A 19236-nucleotide genomic window follows, 5' to 3' on the forward strand; every position below is an offset into this window, starting at 1 on the left:
TTTTCCTCACTATTCTATATTTTCCAAAGTAAACCCTGCCTAGGTCTACTAGCCTATGTTTGCGATATGGATAGGCTTCTACAGATTTATCTATCTATTTTCAAGATAAGATTTCTATAGATTTTTATGCACAATTCCATATATAAGTTGTGAAATTCCTTTCTAATAAATTCCATAGCTTTAGTATATCATATTTAAACACTAAAGTACAAAGAAAGCAACTGAAAGCAATGATTTTCACCACTGCTTTCGGCTCTATTTTGTATTGTTAAATATCCATTCTCTATCCACCATTCTGGAATAGAAAAACAAGATGCAATCTTTATTCCAGACTAATTTTTTCAAACTTATTCACTATCCAGCAAGAGCTCTTTTGGTTGTTTTCTGAGGAGATTGCTTGATGCAAGCGCCATAACGAGAACGACTAGAACTAAAGCAAGAACAAAAACGAGGATAAAGTCTGATGTCTGAATGGAAATATCTAGGCTCGACAAGGTCTTGCTAAAGCCATCTACTTCTGCACCACCACCAAGGTTAGAGGCCTGAGCCGCCTTACTAGCCTGTTTGGCAACACCTGAAGTCACATTGGCAAGGACAGTATTTCCGATTGCACGCGCTGTGTAAGTAGCTAAGAAGTAAGCAGAAACAAGAGCAGGGATGGCAATCAAGATGGATTCAGTGATGAATTGACCCAAGATACTTGCCTGCTTGAGACCGATAGAGAGGAGAATTCCCACTTCCTTGCGACGGGCATTGATCCAAAGGCTGAGCAAGAGGGCAAGGAGAAGGACTGAGAAGCTCAAGCTACCCCAGAAGAGGAGATTGGCCATCTTGTACATACCAGATATGGATTGCTCAAGAGCTGGGTAGTTAGAGGAGCTCTTCACCAGTGTATAGCTCTTCCAGTTGATACCACTGATGCCATTCAACTCTTTCATAACATCATCCAAGTTCTTGTCCGCTGTTACAAAGAAGGTAGCGTCCCCGTAAATAGCTGTGTCTTCTGTGTATCCATAAAGTTTTGCAGCAGTGTGAATGTCTGTGATAGCTGTATTTTCATAGAGTTCTTGGGAGTAGGTTACTGCTGACTTATTGTGGCCATCAAAGAGTCCCTTGATTGTCACTTCGACTGTTTCCTTGGCTCCTTTTTCATTGTCTGCATCGTAGATATTAGAGTCTAGTTTGACCTTGTCCCCTACTTTCCAGCCGTGTTTGGCTGCCAAGTCCTTGTGCAGGAGAATCTTGTCCTTGTCATCGTTGGTTAGGTGCTCACCTTCGACCAGCTTATAAGAACCAGAGACAAACTTGTCTTCTTTAGAGGAGTCATTGACACCTGTAATCATCAAGCTACTTCCAAAATGTTTGGCACGGTCAGGTGTCAGATTTTTCTTGGTTTCTGGAGTTTCGATAAGTTCATATCCAGTCAAATCTCCGATAGCGTTGATGCGTTTCACATAAGACTCAATGGCCTTGTTTTCGGTGATTTTTTTGATATCTTCACCCTTGATATTCCCAGCACCACGTGGCGTTCCTTGATTGACGCGACGATTGATTTGCATGGAGAAGCTATTGGTGATATTTTTAAAGGTCTCCTGAGAAGCCTTGGCAGTAGCTCCCTTGATCGACAAGCCGACCAAACTCAAGCTCGCCATGAGGAGAATAATCAGGAAGATGACAATCGATTTGAAAAACTTCCTTGTAACATAGGCAAATGCATTGTGTAACATAGGTTCCCTTTCTAGATGTTGTTCTATTTTATAGTTCTAACAGAAAAAGCTCGTATTATTTCGTAGTATTGCGAGTTTCAGTCAGTTTCTTATCCTTCAACTCAAGTGTAATGTCTGACGCTTGTGCCACTTCTTTGCTGTGGGTGACGACGATAACACATTTACCTGTTTTCTGGGCAAGTGATTTGAGCAGTTCGACAATATCTCCAGCAGTTTTAGGGTCCAGATTTCCCGTTGGCTCATCAGCTAAGATAACTGGAGCTTCTGATACCAAACTACGTGCAATGGCAACACGTTGCTGTTGACCACCTGATAACTGAAGAACATTCCGCTTAATCTGACTTTCATCCAAACCAAGCTCAAGCAGTGTATCCTTGCTTGCCTTTTTATTGACCAAGCGGATATTTTCCAGTGGAGAAAGATAATCTATCAAGTTATAATTTTGAAAGACCAGGGAAATATGGTGCATGCGATGGTAAGAATAGCCCTTCTTACGAATATCCTCTCCTTGAAAAAGGATAGAACCTTCAACAGGACTATCTAGACCAGCCAGTAGAGACAAGAGAGTGGATTTTCCTGCTCCTGACTCACCAATAATACTGTAAAATTTCCCGGGTTCAAAATGATAATTAATCTGATATAGGACTGCTTCAGCAGTGTTTTTATAACGATAGGTAAGGTCTTGTAATTGTAATAAAGTCATGATTTCTCCTTCTTATACTCAATGAAAATCAAAGATTAAACTAGGAAGCTAGCCGTAGGCTGTACTTGAGTACGGCAAGGCGAAGCTGACACGGTTTAAATTTGATTTTCGAAGAGTATTAACTAATAGATGATAAAATTTCTTTCGGCGATTTTCTAAATAAAAATAGGAAACAAAGGGCTACAGATAAGCAACTAATCAATAACAGAAAGACATAGGATTCTGCAAAAGATAGGAGGCTGGTTGATAGACTGCTTGCTTTGGCTAGTGTATCTTGTAAGCTTGCCTGTTCTCCACTTGCTAGTAGTGTTTGGAGTAGGTAAGATGTGATGACGTTTCCTGCAACAAATGCTGGAAGCAAAGCTCCAAGAGATACCAAAACTACCTCTAAACAAAACTGTAGGAAAATCGAGCTCTTGCCTTTTCCAAGTGCCAGTAAAATTCCCACTTCGTAGACCCTTTCTCTCAACCAGAGAGACAAAACCAGAATTAAGGCTCCTGCTCCTGCTATCAACATCCCATAAAGGAAGATGGTCAGGAAGATTTGGAAGGTTGCAACTGAGTCTTTGATTTGTTCAAAAGCCTTGTTTTCCTTTTCGACTTGGTAGCCTTGATTTTCCAAGGCCAAGTTTTCTACCTGCTTCATGAGTCCGTCCATTTCCTTAGGATTTTCTACATAGAAGCGAGCTGCATTAACTTGAGGTTCACTATTGCCCAAAAGGGTTTGGCTACTTTCATAGTCTGTAAAGACCTGGTTTTCACTGAAGTCGGAAGACAAGCCTGTAAATTTCTCTTGTTTTTTACCAGAGAAGATTCCGACGATTTCAAACTCTACTGTTTGCCCTTTATCAGATTCGGACTGTCCGGCATCCAAGCCAATCTTGTCATGAAGGGAAAGACCGTTCTTCTTAGCCAACTCTTCGTGGATGATGATTTTCTTGGAATCCCCTTTTTGAAGGTGTCGCCCTTCTTTTAGGTTGAAAGCTGAGCTAGTAAAGGTGACATCTTTGGATGAATCCTCAAGAGCCGTTAAACTAACCAAGTTCTTGTCCGCAGCTGACAAATCATCACGCTCTACGCTCTGCTCACCACTCACTGCTTCCTTGTCTTTTAGTTTTGCAATCGTTTCGAGTTCAGGAGAGACATTTTCCAGTCCCTTAATCTTGCTAACGGATGCTAGATCTGACAACTTGAAAGTCTGACCGTTTTCTATCTTTTTAATAGAAAAAGATGTATTGAGTGATTTGTAAAGATTGCTTTCTACTGTTTTGTTGGACTTCATCAGCGTCAAACAGGCTGAAATTCCTGCCAATAGGACCAATAAAATCAGAAATAAAATAAAACTTCTCAGTCGTTTTCTGCTGACATAAGCCCAAGCTCTTTGGATTGGATTCATTTGTCACCTCCATATTTGTAAGACTATTATAAAACCTAAATATGAAATGTTTATGAAATACGAAAAAATTTCAAAAAGAGCAACGGCTTTCACCGTTGCTCTTTCGAGTACTATTCTAGCTAGTTTCCGACTAGTCTAAGCTTAACTTATCTTAACTGAGTAAGAATAGCTTTGAGTTTCTCAATCAACTCATCTTCTGTGTGGTCAGACTCTTTCTCATTGGCTAGGAAGGCAACTGCTTGAGCGAGAGTTTCTCGTGCTTTGTCGAGAACTTTCGCATCTACACTTGTAAGATCGCTTTCTTGCAGAACATTAGTCAATTCCTTGGTCAATTTCTTGAGTTCTGACTCTTTCTTGCGACGAGCGATGAGGAAGAGAAGGAGACCAAGAAGGGCGAGCAGGCTGCCAATCATCGTACCGTATGGAAGATGACCTTGTTCTTTGCTTGTTTCTTTCGTTTCTTCTTCATCCTTAGTCGCTTGCTTACCTTTCAAGGATTCGAGTGCTTCTTTGACCTTGGCAGTCATCTCTTTCAAGCCTGCCTCTGTCAAGTCAGTATTTCTAAGGGCTTCTTGACCCTCTCCGAGAATGATCTTAGCAGCGTCGATGACAGATTGATCAATACCATCCAAGTCTTTCAAACGAGTTTCTAGTTCTTCAACCAATCGTGCAAGCTCAGACTTGTCAACAGGACGAGTCTCACTAGGAGTCACTGTAGTGCCTGAATTGTTTGAAGTGGATGTAGAAACTGGTGTTTCTTGAGCTGGAGTACTTGCTTGAGCCTGTCCAACAGTAGATGATGGAGTAGCAGGATTGCTATTGCTACTATCGTCGGTCGTCACATCAGGGGCTGGAGTGTTGCCACTGTTACCTGGTGTCACACTGTTGCTATTGCTGTCAGCAGGGGTAGTAGCACCGTCGTTGTTAGTGTTAGCACTATTATTAGTGTTGCCACCATTGTTAGTGTTACCATCATTACTTGGTACAGAAGTTGGTTTATCTACCAAGCCGGCTTTGGCTTCCGCAAGTTTTTCCTTAGCTTCGTCTACTTTCGCTTTCGCATCCGCTACGTCTTTGTCTGTAGCGCTCGCGTTGCCAATCACTTCCTCAGCTTTTGTTACGGCTTCGGTAGCTTTTGTCTTCGCGTCTTCGTAGGCTGCTTTACTTGCTTCTGTCTTACCGTCTGTATTGGCACCTTCGTTGATGGCTGTATTCAAGGCATCTTTCGCTTGTTTAAGAGGTTCCTTGTCTACGTCTACCAAGCCGGCTTTGGCTTCCGCAAGTTTTTCCTTAGCTTCGTCTACTTTCGCTTTCGCATCCGCTACGTCTTTGTCTGTAGCGCTCGCGTTGCCAATCACTTCCTCAGCTTTTGTTACGGCTTCGGTAGCTTTTGTCTTCGCGTCTTCGTAGGCTGCTTTACTTGCTTCTGTCTTACCGTCTGTATTGGCACCTTCGTTGATGGCTGTATTCAAGGCATCTTTCGCTTGTTTAAGAGGTTCCTTATCTACGTCTACCAAGCCGGCTTTGGCTTCCGCAAGTTTTTCCTTAGCTTCGTCTACTTTCGCTTTCGCATCCGCTACGTCTTTGTCTGTAGCGCTCGCGTTGCCAATCACTTCCTCAGCTTTTGTTACGGCTTCGGTAGCTTTTGTCTTCGCGTCTTCGTAGGCTGCTTTACTTGCTTCTGTCTTACCGTCTGTATTGGCACCTTCGTTGATGGCTGTATTCAAGGCATCTTTCGCTTGTTTAAGAGGTTCCTTATCTACGTCTACCAAGCCGGCTTTGGCTTCCGCAAGTTTTTCCTTAGCTTCGTCTACTTTCGCTTTCGCATCCGCTACGTCTTTGTCTGTAGCGCTCGCGTTGCCAATCACTTCCTCAGCTTTTGTTACGGCTTCGGTAGCTTTTGTCTTCGCGTCTTCGTAGGCTGCTTTACTTGCTTCTGTCTTACCGTCTGTATTGGCACCTTCGTTGATGGCTGTATTCAAGGCATCTTTCGCTTGTTTAAGAGGTTCCTTGTCTACGTCTACCAAGCCGGCTTTGGCTTCCGCAAGTTTTTCCTTAGCTTCGTCTACTTTCGCTTTCGCATCCGCTACGTCTTTGTCTGTAGCGCTCGCGTTGCCAATCACTTCCTCAGCTTTTGTTACGGCTTCGGTAGCTTTTGTCTTCGCGTCTTCGTAGGCTGCTTTACTTGCTTCTGTCTTACCGTCTGTATTGGCACCTTCGTTGATGGCTGTATTCAAGGCATCTTTCGCTTGTTTAAGAGGTTCCTTGTCTACGTCTACCAAGCCGGCTTTGGCTTCCGCAAGTTTTTCCTTAGCTTCGTCTACTTTCGCTTTCGCATCCGCTACGTCTTTGTCTGTAGCGCTCGCGTTGCCAATCACTTCCTCAGCTTTTGTTACGGCTTCGGTAGCTTTTGTCTTCGCGTCTTCGTAGGCTGCTTTACTTGCTTCTGTCTTACCGTCTGTATTGGCACCTTCGTTGATGGCTGTATTCAAGGCATCTTTCGCTTGTTTAAGAGGTTCCTTGTCTACGTCTACCAAGCCGGCTTTGGCTTCCGCAAGTTTTTCCTTAGCTTCGTCTACTTTCGCTTTCGCATCCGCTACGTCTTTGTCTGTAGCGCTCGCGTTGCCAATCACTTCCTCAGCTTTTGTTACGGCTTCGGTAGCTTTTGTCTTCGCGTCTTCGTAGGCTGCTTTACTTGCTTCTGTCTTACCGTCTGTATTGGCACCTTCGTTGATGGCTGTATTCAAGGCATCTTTCGCTTGTTTAAGAGGTTCCTTATCTACGTCTACCAAGCCGGCTTTGGCTTCCGCAAGTTTTTCCTTAGCTTCGTCTACTTTCGCTTTCGCATCCGCTACGTCTTTGTCTGTAGCGCTCGCGTTGCCAATCACTTCCTCAGCTTTTGTTACGGCTTCGGTAGCTTTTGTCTTCGCGTCTTCGTAGGCTGCTTTACTTGCTTCTGTCTTACCGTCTGTATTGGCACCTTCGTTGATGGCTGTATTCAAGGCATCTTTCGCTTGTTTAAGAGGTTCCTTGTCTACGTCTACCAAGCCGGCTTTGGCTTCCGCAAGTTTTTCCTTAGCTTCGTCTACTTTCGCTTTCGCATCCGCTACGTCTTTGTCTGTAGCGCTCGCGTTGCCAATCACTTCCTCAGCTTTTGTTACGGCTTCGGTAGCTTTTGTCTTCGCGTCTTCGTAGGCTGCTTTACTTGCTTCTGTCTTACCGTCTGTATTGGCACCTTCGTTGATGGCTGTATTCAAGGCATCTTTCGCTTGTTTAAGAGGTTCCTTGTCTACGTCTACCAAGCCGGCTTTGGCTTCCGCAAGTTTTTCCTTAGCTTCGTCTACTTTCGCTTTCGCATCCGCTACGTCTTTGTCTGTAGCGCTCGCGTTGCCAATCACTTCCTCAGCTTTTGTTACGGCTTCGGTAGCTTTTGTCTTCGCGTCTTCGTAGGCTGCTTTACTTGCTTCTGTCTTACCGTCTGTATTGGCACCTTCGTTGATGGCTGTATTCAAGGCATCTTTCGCTTGTTTAAGAGGTTCCTTGTCTACGTCTACCAAGCCGGCTTTGGCTTCCGCAAGTTTTTCCTTAGCTTCGTCTACTTTCGCTTTCGCATCCGCTACGTCTTTGTCTGTAGCGCTCGCGTTGCCAATCACTTCCTCAGCTTTTGTTACGGCTTCGGTAGCTTTTGTCTTCGCGTCTTCGTAGGCTGCTTTACTTGCTTCTGTCTTACCGTCTGTATTGGCACCTTCGTTGATGGCTGTATTCAAGGCATCTTTCGCTTGTTTAAGAGGTTCCTTGTCTACGTCTACCAAGCCGGCTTTGGCTTCCGCAAGTTTTTCCTTAGCTTCGTCTACTTTCGCTTTCGCATCCGCTACGTCTTTGTCTGTAGCGCTCGCGTTGCCAATCACTTCCTCAGCTTTTGTTACGGCTTCGGTAGCTTTTGTCTTCGCGTCTTCGTAGGCTGCTTTACTTGCTTCTGTCTTACCGTCTGTATTGGCACCTTCGTTGATGGCTGTATTCAAGGCATCTTTCGCTTGTTTAAGAGGTTCCTTATCTACGTCTACCAAGCCGGCTTTGGCTTCCGCAAGTTTTTCCTTAGCTTCGTCTACTTTCGCTTTCGCATCCGCTACGTCTTTGTCTGTAGCGCTCGCGTTGCCAATCACTTCCTCAGCTTTTGTTACGGCTTCGGTAGCTTTTGTCTTCGCGTCTTCGTAGGCTGCTTTACTTGCTTCTGTCTTACCGTCTGTATTGGCACCTTCGTTGATGGCTGTATTCAAGGCATCTTTCGCTTGTTTAAGAGGTTCCTTGTCTACGTCTACCAAGCCGGCTTTGGCTTCCGCAAGTTTTTCCTTAGCTTCGTCTACTTTCGCTTTCGCATCCGCTACGTCTTTGTCTGTAGCGCTCGCGTTGCCAATCACTTCCTCAGCTTTTGTTACGGCTTCGGTAGCTTTTGTCTTCGCGTCTTCGTAGGCTGCTTTACTTGCTTCTGTCTTACCGTCTGTATTGGCACCTTCGTTGATGGCTGTATTCAAGGCATCTTTCGCTTGTTTAAGAGGTTCCTTATCTACGTCTACCAAGCCGGCTTTGGCTTCCGCAAGTTTTTCCTTAGCTTCGTCTACTTTCGCTTTCGCATCCGCTACGTCTTTGTCTGTAGCGCTCGCGTTGCCAATCACTTCCTCAGCTTTTGTTACGGCTTCGGTAGCTTTTGTCTTCGCGTCTTCGTAGGCTGCTTTACTTGCTTCTGTCTTACCGTCTGTATTGGCACCTTCGTTGATGGCTGTATTCAAGGCATCTTTCGCTTGTTTAAGAGGTTCCTTATCTACGTCTACCAAGCCGGCTTTGGCTTCCGCAAGTTTTTCCTTAGCTTCGTCTACTTTCGCTTTCGCATCCGCTACGTCTTTGTCTGTAGCGCTCGCGTTGCCAATCACTTCCTCAGCTTTTGTTACGGCTTCGGTAGCTTTTGTCTTCGCGTCTTCGTAGGCTGCTTTACTTGCTTCTGTCTTACCGTCTGTATTGGCACCTTCGTTGATGGCTGTATTCAAGGCATCTTTCGCTTGTTTAAGAGGTTCCTTGTCTACGTCTACCAAGCCGGCTTTGGCTTCCGCAAGTTTTTCCTTAGCTTCGTCTACTTTCGCTTTCGCATCCGCTACGTCTTTGTCTGTAGCGCTCGCGTTGCCAATCACTTCCTCAGCTTTTGTTACGGCTTCGGTAGCTTTTGTCTTCGCGTCTTCGTAGGCTGCTTTACTTGCTTCTGTCTTACCGTCTGTATTGGCACCTTCGTTGATGGCTGTATTCAAGGCATCTTTCGCTTGTTTAAGAGGTTCCTTATCTACGTCTACCAAGCCGGCTTTGGCTTCCGCAAGTTTTTCCTTAGCTTCGTCTACTTTCGCTTTCGCATCCGCTACGTCTTTGTCTGTAGCGCTCGCGTTGCCAATCACTTCCTCAGCTTTTGTTACGGCTTCGGTAGCTTTTGTCTTCGCGTCTTCGTAGGCTGCTTTACTTGCTTCTGTCTTACCGTCTGTATTGGCACCTTCGTTGATGGCTGTATTCAAGGCATCTTTCGCTTGTTTAAGAGGTTCCTTGTCTACGTCTACCAAGCCGGCTTTGGCTTCCGCAAGTTTTTCCTTAGCTTCGTCTACTTTCGCTTTCGCATCCGCTACGTCTTTGTCTGTAGCGCTCGCGTTGCCAATCACTTCCTCAGCTTTTGTTACGGCTTCGGTAGCTTTTGTCTTCGCGTCTTCGTAGGCTGCTTTACTTGCTTCTGTCTTACCGTCTGTATTGGCACCTTCGTTGATGGCTGTATTCAAGGCATCTTTCGCTTGTTTAAGAGGTTCCTTATCTACGTCTACCAAGCCGGCTTTGGCTTCCGCAAGTTTTTCCTTAGCTTCGTCTACTTTCGCTTTCGCATCCGCTACGTCTTTGTCTGTAGCGCTCGCGTTGCCAATCACTTCCTCAGCTTTTGTTACGGCTTCGGTAGCTTTTGTCTTCGCGTCTTCGTAGGCTGCTTTACTTGCTTCTGTCTTACCGTCTGTATTGGCACCTTCGTTGATGGCTGTATTCAAGGCATCTTTCGCTTGTTTAAGAGGTTCCTTATCTACGTCTACCAAGCCGGCTTTGGCTTCCGCAAGTTTTTCCTTAGCTTCGTCTACTTTCGCTTTCGCATCCGCTACGTCTTTGTCTGTAGCGCTCGCGTTGCCAATCACTTCCTCAGCTTTTGTTACGGCTTCGGTAGCTTTTGTCTTCGCGTCTTCGTAGGCTGCTTTACTTGCTTCTGTCTTACCGTCTGTATTGGCACCTTCGTTGATGGCTGTATTCAAGGCATCTTTCGCTTGTTTAAGAGGTTCCTTGTCTACGTCTACCAAGCCGGCTTTGGCTTCCGCAAGTTTTTCCTTAGCTTCGTCTACTTTCGCTTTCGCATCCGCTACGTCTTTGTCTGTAGCGCTCGCGTTGCCAATCACTTCCTCAGCTTTTGTTACGGCTTCGGTAGCTTTTGTCTTCGCGTCTTCGTAGGCTGCTTTACTTGCTTCTGTCTTACCGTCTGTATTGGCACCTTCGTTGATGGCTGTATTCAAGGCATCTTTCGCTTGTTTAAGAGGTTCCTTGTCTACGTCTACCAAGCCGGCTTTGGCTTCCGCAAGTTTTTCCTTAGCTTCGTCTACTTTCGCTTTCGCATCCGCTACGTCTTTGTCTGTAGCGCTCGCGTTGCCAATCACTTCCTCAGCTTTTGTTACGGCTTCGGTAGCTTTTGTCTTCGCGTCTTCGTAGGCTGCTTTACTTGCTTCTGTCTTACCGTCTGTATTGGCACCTTCGTTGATGGCTGTATTCAAGGCATCTTTCGCTTGTTTAAGAGGTTCCTTATCTACGTCTACCAAGCCGGCTTTGGCTTCCGCAAGTTTTTCCTTAGCTTCGTCTACTTTCGCTTTCGCATCCGCTACGTCTTTGTCTGTAGCGCTCGCGTTGCCAATCACTTCCTCAGCTTTTGTTACGGCTTCGGTAGCTTTTGTCTTCGCGTCTTCGTAGGCTGCTTTACTTGCTTCTGTCTTACCGTCTGTATTGGCACCTTCGTTGATGGCTGTATTCAAGGCATCTTTCGCTTGTTTAAGAGGTTCCTTGTCTACGTCTACCAAGCCGGCTTTGGCTTCCGCAAGTTTTTCCTTAGCTTCGTCTACTTTCGCTTTCGCATCCGCTACGTCTTTGTCTGTAGCGCTCGCGTTGCCAATCACTTCCTCAGCTTTTGTTACGGCTTCGGTAGCTTTTGTCTTCGCGTCTTCGTAGGCTGCTTTACTTGCTTCTGTCTTACCGTCTGTATTGGCACCTTCGTTGATGGCTGTATTCAAGGCATCTTTCGCTTGTTTGAGAGCTGACTTATCTGCAGATCTCACTTCATACGGAACGTTGATAATTTCCGTACTATTATCTGCATAAGTCACTACCACTTCGATAGTATGAGTTCCAAGAGCAATTGGATACGTCGTACCATCTTTTAAGGCTGCTGACACTTTATCAGCAACGGTTACAGCATCCAGCAATTCTTCATTTGTAGGGGTGCTTCCGCCAACTACTTTGCTAATTTTAGTCGTTGCAACCTCATGTTTTGGAACAGTAACAGTATAGTCACGTGCGGAACTTTCTGCTTCTCCTGTTCCCTTTGTTGCTGTAATTTGAACCGTACGATTCGTAGTTCCTAATGTTCCATTCGGAACTACAAGTTTATCTCCGACTTTCTTAACAGCAGTATCTGTAGACGCCCAGCTGTTTTCACTTGTAAGAGTGACAGTCTTCGTTCCATCATTTTCTGTAGGAATATTAAATGTAATCTTATCTGCATCTGTTGGAACAGTAAACTCATAATCACCATTCATTTTTGCAGTTGAAGTCAAGTTTGCTGGTTTTGGATGTTTAACAACTACTTCTGAACTACTATCAGATTCCGTTCTATCCGTTCCAGATGTGTACACCACTTTGGCTACAATTTTCGCACCTGCAGTCAATGATTTACCTGCTAGTAAAGGAACTGTTACATTATCTTTTTTGTTAAACTCTCCCTCTTTAGCAACGGTTGTTTCACCAATCTTATTAGGTTGTGCTGGATTTGACATGTCATACAGCTCTACAGTTGTTCCACTGTTCACGTTATTGACTGTCAGACTTGTTGCAGTAGATGTTGCCCCTTCTACTGTCGGTGTTAACGGTTTGACTTCAAATGTTACATCAAATTTTTCAAAACGTTTCCAATTTATTTGATCGTTATCTCCTGCCATAAAGACTTGAATGCTATCTTTATACTTACCAAGATAATTTGCTTTTTGTTTTTCAGAAGTTCTACTATAGCTTGCATATTCTGAATAACCGTTACCTGATGTTGACTTCCAAGCAGAAGATGTCCTTGGTGAATTAGACGTAAAGTAAGTCTGAGCATTATTAGTCGTTCCACTAAAATCTGTTCCAAAAGTAGTCGTCACATGTATTGTAGTAGGAGTAGCATGATAAACTTTCAGATTGATATCAATAGTTTTCTCAACACTTCCTTCTGTTCCATCAGCATTTGTAACACTATAAGTAACTGTTACGCTACCTTTTGTATTATTTCCTGTAGCATCCGTCTGCTCTGTTGTACTTGGTTCAGTACCCCATGCTACTGTCACACCGTCTGCCGGTTTGTTTACATTAGTACTATTCTGACCTTTAAACTGCACATAATTTTCAGGCTGTGTTCCTTCAGGCAATTCTCCATTTAACAGTGTAGTAAATTTATCTTTTTTAGCCTCTGCTGTTGGATATACTGCTACTGGGACTGTCACTTCTGTTACACGTCTTGTTTGATTATTGGTTCCTGTTTTTTCAGAAATAACAAGCGTTGCAGTACGTGTACCTACCGTCGTAAAGTCAGACTCCTCTTTCCAAGTAGCAGTCAAGTAGTTTGGAAGAGTTGTTGTTTGACCATTTTCTTGATAATTCAAGAGACGTTCTGGATGATTTTTCAACTCAGTTAATGCAGCATTTCCTGCGATTTGCTTAACTGGTTTACCTGCAAAAATCTGAGTCTTAGCTACTGATCGTTCTGCAGCATCACTTGTCGTATCAAAGGCTGTCTGTGTAACCTTAACAGGCACATTTGAGTAAGATGGCTGATTAGCTTGTTCTGTTTGTCGGAGATACTTACCTTCAGGAAGAGTATAAGACCAACGTCCGTCACTAGGTATAACCTCGTCCGATGTTCCATCTTGGAAATGAAGTGTCACCTTAGAAGCGCTTCTAATAGCCGTACCTGAAATCGTACGATCTGTGTCTCTCAGTTTATCACCAGAAGTTGCAGTGATCGTCGGAACTTCTGGTTTGGCTACTTGACTATGTGCGATAGGAAGTGTTGAACCATCCACAAAACCGACAGTAACTGTATTCGCTTTATCCGTTCCAGTTTCTTTACTATAAGTAACCCCTGTCGCTGGGATATTCTGATTATCTCTGTTTAATTCTTGAAGTTTATCTTTGAAACGATCTTTTGCACTATCAAGGAAATTACTGTTTGAAATATCATTATTGCCAAAGGTTACTTTTTCTGCATCCGTTGGATAGTTCAAACGTGTGCGATAATACTCTGCAAATGTCTGAATCGTAACCTTCCTTTCAAGAAGAGCTGATTCTGTACCTGTAGCATCACGAGTAGATAAAACAAGAGTATAATCACCTGGATCAATTCTACCTCGACTATTCGTTCTGATAGATGTCCCTTCGACACCATGAGTTATATCACGTCCTCTAAAGAGACGAACACGCAATTTATCGCTGTCAGACGCTGGTTTTCCTACTGTCTTACCTGTAGGTTTTGCATTATCTTCTGCATCACTACCTTCAAAATACCCTTTAAGATCATCAACTGTTGGAGATGGAATTGTTTGTCCATCTTGAATTTCTTTTCCATTTTTCCATTTAACAGTCGGAGCTGTATTGATTGATTCAGCTGATAAAATCCAGTCATTATTTTGAGATTCTCCAATTCCTATTGGACCATTTATATTAGCACCGTTATAGAAATGTCCTCTGAATTTAACAGCACCCTCTCCTGTAGGAATTGTAAATGGTGGATTTTCAAGAGCGGAGTCTCTAACTCTCAAAGTGATGTCTGTAATTGATTTATTAGCAGTATTTTGACTAGCAATCAACTCAATCTTGTCATTTGGACTATATAACATCCAATTTCCATCTACCTTCTTGAGGCCGATGTCTACTCCACCATTAGTAATATTTCCGCCAATACGGACGTAGCCTCCTGCTTGGTCGTGCGGTACATGAACCGTCAACTCTCTACCTGCTGCATAAGGGGTATCTACTGTTGCTTTTCCAAGGACAACTCCTACAATCTTTTCGTCGGAGGCGACACCATTTTTAACCTGTACAGCTTTTATACGGTTTGTGCTATAACTTGCATTTGTATTATTAGCCGTCTGTGTTAGGTATTCGCCATCTGCAAGTGTATACGTCCACCTACCATCTGCTCCAACATTAACGTCTTTCTCACTACCATCTTGTAAAGTCAATTTAACTTTTTCTGCACCTGCTATAGCTTGACCAGAAATAGTTCGAGAAGTCGAACGTAAGCCTTCAGTCCCCATAGCACTTTCTACATTATCAATTGTTGGTGCTTCTGGTTTAATCTCATAGTTAAAATAGTAATGTTGGCTATGTCCATAAGCATCTGTCACATCAATCTTCGCTACATGTCTACCTGGATTTTGAGTTGCAGCGACACTGCCACCTAGGCTTGAACTCATGTATTTATTGTTTTCGGTTGCTCCAGTCTGTGCTGTGAATTGATCTCCAAATTTAGTTGTTGTAACCCCTGATGGTAAATGTTGAATAGACAGACTGCGGATAGAACCCGTATCATCCCAAACTTTTAAAGTTGGAGGATTGAAAGTTTGTCCTCTGGTCACACTATAAAGTGGCTTTGTGGCAGCTGCTTCTGTAGTCGGAAGAAGGGTATCTCCAAGACTGACTTTTGGCGCACTGCTGTCTGCAGGAACCTGATAAGTACTTTCAGTACTGAAGTTCGTGTCTGCCGCTTTTTGCTTGGCTTTAAGATCAGTTCCTAGTTTGGCTGTTCCAAATGGGATGTGAATCGTAGCTGTACCGGTATTTCCTGTATCTGCTGTTACGGATATCGTAGTATTTTGGTTTACATTGTCTTTTTCCCAATTGTTTCCGTTTTTGCTAAAGGCAACTGTATGCTCTGTTCCTGTTCCATCTGTATAGCGCAATTCTGCCTTGTTCGCATTTAGATGACCAATCTTAGCTGTAAATCCAGTCTCATCACGCCCAAATTCTGGTTTTTTAGCAAAGTTAGGCAAGCTTGCTTGGATGCTTCCATCACTAAGGGGACTCTTCATATCTCCGTAGAATGGATCTTCTGTTCCTTTTCTCACAAAAGCAGAAACTAATCGAAGCTGATCTGTTCCTATTTTATCTTTTTTATAGCTTGTACTTGTAAATTCAATCGAACCATTTGCATTTATAGGCGCAGTAGCAATAACTTCGTAGTTAACAGCTTCTCCTATAAAGCTCTGTTGGTTGTTATTTCCGCCTTTTACTAGAAAGGCCTTCCACTCATAGTCTACATTGTCAATTTTTTTTGATGCCAATCCAGACACAGTAGTTGCTCTAATAGGTGGTTTTTCATTTGCTTTTCCGTTTAAGTTGTTAGTAGTTGTGCTAAAGCTTGCTTTTGCTGGCGGAATCACAAGACTAGATGTATAGGTTTGTGTTTGATTATCATCTGTTGTTGCGGTTATGGTTAATGGATATACTCCTGCTTTGTTTGCTGCAAAACCAGAAGCCCCAGACTCAGCTCGAATGGTTGCAGTTGTTGAATCGATACCTCTCGTTGCCCATGTAACTCCTAGATTGTCTCCACCGCTAATTGTTAAGCTTTTAATTGGGCGTGACCCTCTCACCATGAACTTAATGGAGTTATTCGTTACCCGTTGGTTAGTTGGGTATTTTATCACACGCTCATCTTTGATGTCACGTTCATTCGTCGTAACTCCCATTTTAAAAGGTTTTGTTTTTCCGAGATTTGATGCGTCTGATTCTACAGTTTTATGAAATGAATCATTCCCTTGAGCATCTTGGTTTTTATAATCTATCCATTCGCCATCTACTACTGTTTTTACAAGGTATTCTCCAAGTTTCACATCAACATTTTCAAAGGTTGCACGTCCACCTACTCCAGCAACTTTTTCAGCCAGTTTGGTCAAACTTCCATTCGGCTCTTTTTTAAACAGAACCATTTTATAACCTTCTGTCCCATTGCTAGCCGTGATGTCATGGCGTCCCTCATCTAGTCTGCTAAAGTCTGTCTCTAACACAGGTGTTTTCGGTTTCGTGACAAAGTGAATAACTCCTTTATCTTGCGAACCATCTCTGAAATAACGTCTATAGTTATAAGTGTGAACACCTGGCTTAGTCGAAACTTCAGTTGTTATTTCCTTAGTAGTAGTAGTAGTAGTAGTACCTTTGTAAAAGTCAAATCTTTGACCTTTAGCTTCAGCGTCGGTATAGCCGTTTCTAATATTAGTTCCAGACTTGTCTTGGTACGTACCGTAGTTTCTAATGTCAAAACTATTATAACTTTCAATACGGTTAGGAGCACCCTCATCTATATAACTAATAATTCCTTTCACACGTGAATCTGTAGCGTCAAAATCCCCAATCGGTACAGATTGGTAGGTTCTACCGTCTTTATTGATATTATAACTCCATGCTTGTGTTCCAAACTCTGCAGCAATGTTATCTTGATCTACTTGGAAATATCCATTTTGTCTAAGTTCAAAACGAAAGTTCCCTGCACTTCCGACTTCTTTATCTGTACGCGCATGAATTTGCAAAGCTAATATACGATGAGGGTTATCTTCACGGTCTACACCTTTTATACTAGACATATAAACCAGCTTAGCCCCGTCATTCCCCCCTGTTGTTTCAAATTCAATCCGGTAAGCTGTATTACCTTCTAAACGTCCGTAATAAGTGTTCCCAGAGGAGTTTACAACTAACTGTGCTTTTTCATTACTTCTATCTTGCTCTGCTTGGTTTTCAAAACCATTCGTTGCATTCGCTTCCCTAGGATTTCCTCGATTGTAAAAACCGCCTCCTACTTCATCACGAATCCACTCTAATACGCTACCAACTTTATAGTCATATTTCGAACGAAAAGCCTGTGTTGTTCTAGGCGCATTTGTCTGATTAGGCGTTCCTTTACTTACTTCTCCAAATCCAGCAGCTTCCATTGTAGAAACTAACTCATCTTTATTACCGCTCGCTGCTCTATTAAAAGAAGTAGATCCTTGATCCGTTTGTTTGGTTATGGTAACACTATTTGATTTTAGTATTTGCCCCGATGGTATGGTAAACAGAAAGCTTAGTTTGTCGAGATTTTTACGCGAAGGGTTAACGGTTATTCTCCATCTAAAACCAGTTGTTGTTTTTTCAACATCTTCTTTTAGATAATTTATAATATCCGCAACATCATCAGGTTTATCGGGACCGTTCTCACGCTTTTTATTCCAATAAACGTAGGTGTAATTTGAATATGGTGACGTGATATCAAAGCCATTGTCAAAGTAGTGCCTTTTGACATCGGTAAAACTACCATTAGCAGCTCTATCAGCCGAACGTGCATTACGTGTTCGTACTCCTGCTGGCACATTGCGGAAACCTGACCATCCTCTAGTGTTGGTGCGCGGTTGGATAGTTACATTGTTTTCGCTTGGAGTTGCAGACTCGGCTGGATTTACAGGTCCTGTTACTTCTCCTCCATTAGCCTCATTTTCAGAGAGAACTCCTTCGATTAAATCCCGAGATTTTTTCAGATCTGCTAAGGCAGCATTAAAGTCTTCTTGGCTAATGGTGTCGCCTTTAGAAAAGGCTTCATTGAACTTATCAGCAGCTGCTTTGGCTGCTTGGATTTTATCTGCTGATGCTCCGTTAGCTCGGAGTTGGTCTGTGATAAATTCTAATTCAGCTTTTAGTCCATCAACACCATTTTTACCTCCTGTATTTGTGTAAGTTGGGAGTGCCTGTGGAGTCGTTTGAGAGCCAGCTCCAGAACCTGTTGAGTCTCCTCCAGCAGATGGCCTAACTTGATTTTCATCTGATGTAGGCTCGCTCAAAGTTCTTCTACGACTCTTCCCTCCACTTGCTTGATTAGTCACAGCTCCTTCTGGACTAGCTAGTCCAGTAGATGTCAGACCTGTAGATGTTAGACCAGCCCTTTCCAAGATTGTTGGAGTGTCTAAACTAGGTGTCAAGGCTTGATTGACACGGCTTGTAAGTTCAGCCATCAGTCTTGCTTGCTCATCAACCTGCTCTTGCGTCGCTTTTGGATCTTCCAAAATTGCCTTAGCTGCTGCTAGGCGCGCTTCCACTTCAGCATGGAGTTCCTGCATTGAGCTAAGCGTTAGGTTTGCCAACAAAGCTTGCAGATTGCCTTGAGTCGATTTGGCTGCCTCTGTATTAGCAACAGCAGCTGGCTGTTCTTGCTCTTTTTCTCCCTCTTCTTGAGGTTTCTCTTGAGCAAACTCTGGCTGAGCAGAGTCCGCCCCTACTTCAGCAGGTTCAGCTGCTGCTTGCCCTTGTTCAGCTTCTTCAGCTGGCGCTTCTTTTGCTTTTAGCTCATCGGCTGGTTTGAGTTCAGCTGGCTGGTCAGTCAGAGCTTTCTTGGAGTCTCCTTCATCCGAGGGCTCTGGTTCTCTATCCGCCTTGCCATCAGGAGTCGCTACAACAGCATCACTTGCCGTAGTTGGAGTAATCGTTTCACTCGCTGCCACAGCTCCGTTGGTAAAAAACATCAGAGCCGCTACCGCAACACTGGCAGCACCAAAGTGATACTTACGAATGGAATAACGGAAGACCTTTTCCCCGTTATCATCACGATATGATTTTTTCATGATTGAATTACCTCTCGTTTTTTCCTTTCTGGAGGTACTAAAAAATACCCCCCCTTAAATATTTTAGTATTTAAGGAAAGGATATGTTTTTTTCTTTTTGTTCCCTAGCTTGTCAAAAGACAAGTTTTGAGACAATAATATTATACACTATTTTCGCAAATTTGAACAGCAAAACGCGAAGTTTTTAGCAGTCTCGTGGAGACGTTAAAAAAGTAGCAAAAAAGCTGATATAACAGTATTTTCTTACGATTATATATATATATATGCGCACCTTTATATATCAGCATTATTATGGATAATATTTTAAATTTAATATAAATAAAAAACAGACCCTATCTATAGAAAGATACAATCCGCCATTTTTTCTATATAAAATCAGCAGAACCATTCTGCTGAAAATAGTGAAATACGATGTAAGTTTCCTAGCACTCTGATAATATTTTAAGAGAAAAGCTAGATACATCCCTT

Annotated in this window: 4 protein-coding genes; all 4 read right to left on the reverse strand. The window is 43.2% G+C overall.

Going from position 1 to position 19236, the window contains the following annotated elements; translation table 11 throughout:
• Window positions 1-347: 347 nt before the first annotated feature.
• The 4 genes from vex3 to SP4011_RS08705 all read right to left on the reverse strand — a co-directional run bounded on the left by vex3 (window position 348) and on the right by SP4011_RS08705 (window position 18768).
• The gene (vex3, locus tag SP4011_RS08690; protein ID WP_338618833.1) at window positions 348-1727 is read right to left on the reverse strand and encodes an ABC transporter permease subunit Vex3; all 1380 of its coding nucleotides are present in this window, start codon (window positions 1725-1727) and stop codon (window positions 348-350) included.
• Between the two features lie 55 nt (window positions 1728-1782).
• A complete protein-coding gene (gene vex2 / locus SP4011_RS08695; RefSeq protein WP_049512209.1) occupies window positions 1783-2430 on the reverse strand; it encodes an ABC transporter ATP-binding subunit Vex2 in 648 nt (215 codons plus the stop codon).
• Window positions 2431-2548: 118 nt separating this feature from the next.
• The gene (locus SP4011_RS08700; protein WP_338618836.1) at window positions 2549-3826 is read right to left on the reverse strand and encodes an ABC transporter permease; all 1278 of its coding nucleotides are present in this window, start codon (window positions 3824-3826) and stop codon (window positions 2549-2551) included.
• Window positions 3827-3972: 146 nt separating this feature from the next.
• Complete coding sequence (locus SP4011_RS08705; protein WP_338618837.1) at window positions 3973-18768, reverse strand: YSIRK-type signal peptide-containing protein; 14796 nt, start codon at window positions 18766-18768, stop codon at window positions 3973-3975.
• Window positions 18769-19236 lie beyond the last annotated feature (468 nt).

Origin of the sequence: Streptococcus parapneumoniae, from assembly GCF_037076355.1 — a bacterium.
Taxonomy (GTDB): Bacteria; Bacillota; Bacilli; order Lactobacillales; family Streptococcaceae; genus Streptococcus; species Streptococcus parapneumoniae.

What these genes read in the sequence shown, in the direction of transcription:
- SP4011_RS08700 (WP_338618836.1), bottom strand. Translation starts at nt 3,826, where the DNA reads ATGAATCCAATCCAAAGAGCTTGGGCTTATGTCAGCAGAAAACGACTG.
- vex3 (WP_338618833.1), bottom strand. Translation starts at nt 1,727, where the DNA reads ATGTTACACAATGCATTTGCCTATGTTACAAGGAAGTTTTTCAAATCG.
- vex2 (WP_049512209.1), bottom strand. Translation starts at nt 2,430, where the DNA reads ATGACTTTATTACAATTACAAGACCTTACCTATCGTTATAAAAACACT.
- SP4011_RS08705 (WP_338618837.1), bottom strand. Translation starts at nt 18,768, where the DNA reads ATGAAAAAATCATATCGTGATGATAACGGGGAAAAGGTCTTCCGTTAT.